We start from the raw sequence: 8,007 nt of genomic DNA, 5'->3' as shown, positions 1-8,007 counted from the left end.
TTACGGTTTGACTGCCTCCTGCAGTTTGGGTTCCAGTTCCTGTGACAGCTAATTTAGTCGCTGCTCCTGGATTGACTGTAATGCTTGAACTAGTAGCAGCCGTTCCTGATGCTGGAGTAAAGGTAAATGTTCCTGCTCCTGATGTTCCTGTGAACTTCAAGCCTAAGCTCGTTAAGTTCGCTACTCCACTAACAAAATCACCCGCTTGGTTCAATACATTGTTAACTCCACTTCCTAAACCACTTACCGTTCCTGTTAAACTTGTTGTAACCGTTACGTTATTCGTGTTAGCTGCAAAAGTTGTTACCGTATTTCCATAAGCATCTTGTGCTGTTAAGGTATTCGTTCCTGTAAAGGCTGTGCCATTAATCTGTGGACTCGTTAAGCTCACTGCCAATTTAGAGAATGTAGTTGGACTTACAGAAACTGTTTTTGTTCCTCCTCCACTTGTATTGATGGTTCCATCAGTGGCATCAATATTATTGTTACCTGATTTGTATAATTTAATCGTCACTAAACTAGAAACTCCTGATGTGAAGGTCACATTAATTGCTGTACCAAAATCTGTAAAATTGGCAGAAGGAACCGTTACAGGATTAGTTGAATTTGGAGCTCCTGAAAAAGTAATGCTCTTAGTACCCGAATACGTTGTTGCTGTATTTCCACTAGCATCCTGTGCTGTTAAATTTAATCCATTCGATTCACCTGCATTAACGAAAGAAACCATACTTATGGTAAATTTCGTAGCTGCACCAGGACTTACTGTAATACTTGAACTAGTAGCTGCCGTTCCTGATGCTGGGGTAAAGGTAAAGGTGCCTGCTCCAGAAGTTCCTGTGAACTTCAAGCCTAAGCTCGTTAAGTTCGCTACTCCACTAACAAAATCACCCGCTTGGTTCAATACATGGTTAACTCCACTTCCTAAACCACTTACTGTTCCTGTTAAACTTGTTGTAACCGTTACGTTATTCGTGTTAGCTGCAAAAGTCGTTACCGTATTTCCGTAAGCATCTTGTGCTGTCAAGGTATTCGTTCCTGTAAAGGCTGTGCCATTGATCTGTGGACTCGTTAAGCTCACTGCCAATTTCGTCATCGTAGAAGGACTCACCGTTACGTTCAAGGTTCCACCAGTATTCGAGTTGATCGTTCCATCAGTCGCATTCACTGTGGCCGATTCTGCTTTGTACAAGACCATCGATCCTGTAGCCACACCTGCTGTAAAGGTCAAGCTAGTTGCTGTACCAAAGTTCGTAGCGGCTACTGTTGGGTTTGTCACCGGACTTGATGATGCAGTCGCTCCACTGAATGTGATATTTTTTGCTCCTGTATAAGTTGTTACTGTATTACCACTCGCATCTTGTGCGGTAACCGTTACGGTTTGACTACCACCTGCTGTTTGGGTGCCAGTTCCAGTAACTACTAATTTAGTAGCAGCTCCTGGATTGACCGTTACACTTGAACTAGTAATAGCTGTTCCTGATACTGGAGTAAAGGTAAATGTTCCTGCTCCCGAAGTTCCTGTGAACTTCAAGCCTAAGCTCGTTAAGTTCGCTACTCCACTAGTAAAATCAGATACATTATTCAATACATTCGTTCCTGATAATCCAGTGATCGCTCCTGTTAACGTACTTGTAACCGTTACGTTATTTGTAGCTGCACTAAATGTTGGAACGGTATTTCCGTAAGCATCTTGTGCAGTCAAGGTGTTTGTACCTGTAAAGGCAGTACCATTAATCTGTGGACTCGTTAAGCTCACCGCCAATTTCGTCATCGTAGCTGGACTAACCGTTACGTTCAATGTTCCTCCTGTATTCGAATTAATCGTTCCATCAGTCGCATTCACTGTAGCAGATTCTGCTTTGTACAAGACCATGGATCCAGTAGCCACACCAGCCGTAAAGGTCAAGCTAGTTGCTGTACCAAAGTTCGTAGCGGCTACCGTTGGTGTTGTAGCTGGACTAGGTGAAGCAGTCGCTCCACTGAACGTAATGTTTTTTGCTCCTGTGTATGTCGTTGCCGTATTTCCACTCGCATCTTGTGCGGTAACCGTTACAGTTTGACTGCCTCCTGCAGTTTGAGTTCCTGTTCCTGTCACTACTAATTTAGTCGCTGCACCTGAGTTGATGGTAACAGACGAACTAGTCGCTGCTGTTCCAGTAGCTGGAGTGAAAGTGAACGTTCCTGCTCCCGATGTTCCTGTAAACTTCAAACCTAAGCTCGTTAAGTTCGCTACTCCACTAACAAAATCACCCGCTTGGTTCAATACATTGTTAACTCCACTTCCTAAACCACTAATTGTTCCTGTTAAGGTACTTGTTACTGTTACATTATTTGTATTAGCTGCAAAAGTTGTTACGGTATTTCCATAAGCATCTTGTGCAGTCAAGGTGTTTGTACCTGTAAAGGCTGTGCCATTCGTTTGTGGACTTGTAAGGCTTACAGCCAATTTAGAGAAGGTAACTGGACTTACAGAAACTGTTTTTGTTCCTCCTCCACTTGTATTGATGGTTCCATCAGTGGCGTCAATATTATTGTTACCTGATTTGTATAATTTAATCGTCACTAAACTAGAAACTCCAGATGTGAAGGTCACATTAATTGCTGTACCAAAATCTGTAAAATTGGCAGAAGGAACCGTTACAGGATTAGTTGAATTTGGAGCTCCTGAAAAAGTAATGCTCTTAGTACCCGAATACGTTGTTGCTGTATTTCCACTAGCATCCTGTGCTGTTAAATTTAATCCATTCGATTCACCTGCATTAACAAAAGACACCATACTTATGGCAAATTTCGTAGCTGCACCAGGACTTACCGTTACACTTCCGCTAGTTACTGCTGTTCCTGTCACTGGAGTGAAGGTAAAGGTTCCTGAACCAGAAGTTCCCGCAAATTTCAATCCTAAACTAGTTAGGTTGGCTACTCCACTCGTAAAGTCTCCAGCACTAGTTAATTTATTCGTTCCTGACAATCCTGAGATTGTTCCCGTTAAGGATGTTGAAACTGTAACATTATTAGTACTTGCATTAAATCCTGTTACTGTATTTCCATAAGCATCTTGTGCTGTCAAGGTATTGGTACCTGTAAAGGCTGTGCCATTAATCTGAGGACTTGTTAAGCTCACCGCCAATTTAGAGAAGGAAGTTGGACTCACCGTTACGTTCAAGGTTCCTCCTGTATTCGAGTTGATTGTTCCATCAGTCGCATTCACTGTTGCCGATTCTGCTTTGTACAAGACCATGGATCCTGTAGCCACACCTGCCGTAAAGGTTAGACTAGTTGCTGTACCAAAGTTCGTGCCTGCTACCGTTGGTGTTGTAGCTGGACTTGGTGAAGCTAAAGCTCCTGAGAATGTAATACTTTTTGCTCCAGTATATGCAGTAGCCGTATTACCACTGGCATCTTGCGCGGTAACAGTTACGGTTTGGCTACCCCCTGCTGTTTGAGTACCTGTTCCAGTTACTACTAATTTAGTAGCTGCTCCAGGATTGACAGTGACACTAGCACTAGTTACCGCTGTTCCTGATGCTGGAGTAAAGGTGAATGTTCCAGAACCATTAGTTCCCATAAAAATCATGACACTGGTCAAATCTGCTATACCATTGACAAATCGACCAGCCGAATTGATAACATTTCCCCCGACGAAACCAGAAATAGTTCCAGTCAAACTTGAAGTAACAGTAATATTATTCGTTGCTGCATTAAAGTTGGTAACAGCATTACCATAAGCATCTTGCGCTGTTAAGGTATTGGTTCCTGTAAAAGCAGTACCATTGGTTTGTGGACTCGTTAAGCTTACGGCCAATTTAGTATAAGTAGATTCACCCACTGTAACTGCCAAACGATCTCCACCAGCAGAAGAAATACTTCCATCAGTCGCTGCAATCTGTGCACTTTCTGACTTATAAACAACCAAGTTAGCAGTTGCTACACCATTGGTAAAGGTTAAGCTCGTATTAGATCCAAAATTAATAGCTCCTACTGTTGGGCTGGTAGAAGGATTTGTAGAACTATTGGCACCTGAAAATACTAATGTTTTACTTCCTGTATAAGTTAAATCGGTATTACCACTAAGATCTTTGGCAGTTATCGTAATTAACTGGGTAGCACCTGCGGTCTGTGAATTATTACCTGTAACAACTAATCTTGTTGCAACACCAGCATTAATTAATACCACGTCACTACCTGTTATTCCACCCGTAGTAGACGTGAAGGTAAAGGTTCCTGTACCAGTAACACCAGTATACCTAATTCCAAGACTTGTTAAATTGGCAACTCCACTAACAAAATCACCTGCTTGGTTCAATACGTTATTAACACCACTTCCTAATCCACTAACCACACCACCCAATGAATTTGTAACAGTAACTGAGTTAGAACTTGCATCGTAGGTTGTTACCGTATTTCCATAAGCATCTTGAGCTGTTAAGGTATTGGTGCCTGTCCAATTAACACCATTGGTTTGAGATACAGCCAAATTTAATCCAAATTTACTTACTGACGCTGGACTAACTGTAACAGCTAATCGATCACCTCCTGTGGATGATATCGTTCCATCTGTTGCAGAAACCGTAGCTGATTCTGCTTTGTACAAGATCATGGATCCTGTAGCCACACCAGCCGTAAAGGTCAAGCTAGTTGCTGTACCAAAGTTCGTAGCCGCTACCGTTGGGTTTGTCACCGGACTTGATGATGCAGTCGCTCCACTGAAAGTAATATTTTTTGCTCCTGTGTAACCCGTAGCCGTATTACCACTCGCATCTTGTGCAGTAACAGTTACAGTTTGACTACCACCTGCTGTTTGAGTTCCTGTTCCAGTTACTACTAATTTTGTCGCTGTTCCTGAATTAACAGTGACACTAGAGCTAGTAACAGCTGTTCCTGAAACTGGAGTAAAAGTGAACGTTCCTGCTCCTGATGTTCCTGTGAACTTCAAGCCTAAGCTCGTTAAGTTGGCTACTCCACTAACAAAATCGGATACGTTATTCAATACATTCGTTCCTGATAATCCTGTAATAGCTCCTGTTAAAGTAGTTGTTACTGTAATGTTGTTCCCTGCTGAACTAAATCCTGTAGCTGTATTACCATAAGCATCTTGAGCTGTTAAGGTATTGGTTCCTGTAAAGGCTGTGCCATTAATCTGTGGACTCGTTAAGCTCACTGCCAATTTCGTCATCGTCGATGGACTCACCGTTACGTTCAATGTTCCTCCTGTATTCGAGTTGATCGTTCCATCAGTCGCATTCACTGTTGCCGATTCTGCTTTGTACAAGACCATGGATCCTGTAGCCACACCTGCCGTAAAGGTCAAGCTAGTTGCTGTGCCAAAGTTCGTAGCGGCTACCGTTGGATTTGTCACCGGACTTGATGATGCCGCCGCTCCACTGAATGTGATATTTTTAGCACCTGTGTATGTTGTTGCTGTGTTACCACTCGCATCTTGTGCTGTAACAGTTACTGTCTGTGACCCTCCTGCTGTTTGAGTTCCAGTTCCTGTTACTACTAATTTCGTAGCTGTTCCTGGACTAACCGTAATGCTTGAGCTGGTAGCCGCAGTTCCTGATACTGGAGTAAAAGTAAATGTTCCTGCACCTGTGGTTCCTGTAAATATTAAACCTAAACTAGTCAAGTTGGCAACTCCACTAACAAAATCACCGGCACTACTTAATTTATTCGTTCCTGATAATCCTGTGATAGCTCCTGTTAAAGAACTTGTTACCGTTACATTATTTGTATTGGCTGCAAAAGTAGTTACCGTATTGCCGTAAGCATCTTGTGCTGTCAAGGTATTGGTTCCTGTAAAGGCTGTGCCATTGATCTGAGGACTTGTTAAGCTTACCGCCAATTTAGAGAAGGAAGTTGGACTTACAGTTACGTTCAATGTTCCTCCTGTATTCGAGTTGATTGTTCCATCAGTCGCATTCACTGTTGCCAATTCTGCTTTGTACAAGACCATCGATCCAGTAGCCACACCTGCCGTAAAGGTTAAGCTAGTTGCTGTGCCAAAGTTCGTAGCGGCTACTGTTGGGGTCGTAGCTGGACTTGGCGAAGCTAAAGCTCCTGAGAATGTAATACTTTTTGCTCCAGTATATGTAGTTGCCGTATTACCGCTGGCATCTTTCGCTGTAACAGTTACAGTTTGACTGCCTCCTGCAGTTTGGGTTCCTGTTCCTGTAACGACTAATTTAGTCGCTGCTCCTGGACTAACGGTAATACTTGAGCTAGTAACTGCTGTTCCAGATACTGGAGTAAAGGTAAATGTTCCCGCACCTGAAGTTCCTGTGAACTTCAAGCCTAAGCTCGTTAAGTTCGCTACTCCACTAACAAAATCGCCAGCTTGGTTCAATACATTGTTAACTCCACTTCCTAATCCACTAATAGTTCCTGTTAACGTACTTGTTACCGTTACATTATTTGTATTAGCTGCAAAAGTCGTTACCGTATTTCCGTAAGCATCTTGAGCTGTTAAGGTATTCGTTCCTGTAAAGGCTGTGCCATTGATCTGTGGACTCGTTAAGCTCACCGCCAATTTCGTCATGGCAGATGCACTGACAGAAACAGACAAACGATCAGCACCAGCAGCAGAAATGGTACCATCAGTCACAGCTACTAAAGCAGATTCTGCTTTATACAACTTCATATTTGTAGTTACCGCACCAGATGTAAAACTCAAACTCGTAGCTGAACCAAAAGACATATCAGTGGCAAAGCTATCCGTTACTTTAGGCGTAGTCGATGGATTTGAAGAAGCATTAGCTCCAGAAAAAGTTAGAGATTTAGTGCCCGTATATGTAGTAGCCGTATTACCACTAACATCTTTAGCTGTAATCGTAATTGAATTACTGGCTGCTGCTGTTTGAGTAGCAGAACCCGTGATGACAAATTTCGTCGCTGCTCCTGGAGAAATTGTTCTACTTGAACTTGTAATCGCTGTTCCAGAAGCTGGTGTAAAGGTAAAAGTTCCTGATCCAGAAGTTCCTGTATATGTCATTCCCAAAGCAGTCAAATCAGCCACACCACTACTAAAGTCGCCCGCTTGATTCAATACGTTGTTAACTCCACTTCCTAAACCACTAATCGTTCCGGTTAAGGTACTTGTAACTGTAATATTATTGGTAGATGCATTAAATCCTGTAGCTGTATTACCATAAGCATCTTGCGCCGTCAAGGTATTCGTGCCCGTAAAGGCTGTTCCATTGATCTGAGGGGTAGCTAAACTAACAGCCAACTTCGTCATCGTCGATGGACTAACCGTTACGTTCAAGGTTCCTCCAGTATTCGAGTTGATCGTTCCATCAGTCGCATTCACCGTTGCCGATTCTGCTTTGTACAAGACCATCGATCCAGTAGCCACACCTGCTGTAAAGGTCAAGCTAGTTGCTGTGCCAAAGTTCGTAGCGGCTACTGTTGGGGTCGTAGCTGGACTTGGTGATGCAGTCGCTCCACTGAATGTAATGTTTTTTGCTCCTGTATAAGTTGTTACTGTATTACCACTCGCATCTTGTGCGGTAATAGTTACTGTTTGAGGGCTCCCTGCTGTTTGAGTACCTGTTCCGGTGACTACTAATTTCGTCGCTGCTCCTGAATTGACAGTAACACTAGAGCTAGTAGCTGCCGTTCCTGATGCTGGAGTGAAAGTGAACGTTCCTGCTCCTGAAGTTCCTGTGAATTTCAAGCCTAAGCTTGTTAAGTTCGCTACTCCACTAACAAAATCACCTGCTTGGTTCAATACATTGTTAACTCCACTTCCTAAACCACTAATTGTTCCTGTCAACGTACTTGTTACCGTTACATTATTTGTATTAGCTGCAAAAGTTGTTACCGTATTTCCATAAGCATCTTGGGCCGTCAAGGTATTCGTTCCTGTAAAGGCTGTACCATTAATCTGTGGACTCGTTAAGCTCACCGCCAATTTCGTCATTGTTGATGGACTAACCGTTACGTTCAAAGTTCCCCCAGTATTCGAGTTGATCGTTCCATCAGTTGCATTCACTGTTGCCGATTCTGCTT

General features: G+C 42.9%; 1 protein-coding gene. It reads right to left on the bottom strand.

The features are described from left to right. Positions 1-8,007, bottom strand: an 8,007-nt coding sequence (locus EWU22_RS13335) for a beta strand repeat-containing protein (RefSeq protein ID WP_161566870.1), incomplete at both ends; no start/stop codon positions are given.

Origin of the sequence: Aquirufa nivalisilvae, from assembly GCF_004307455.1 — a bacterium.
In the GTDB taxonomy this organism is placed as follows: Bacteria; Bacteroidota; Bacteroidia; order Cytophagales; family Spirosomataceae; genus Aquirufa; species Aquirufa nivalisilvae.
This window is presented reverse-complemented; position numbering and strand designations above follow the sequence as displayed.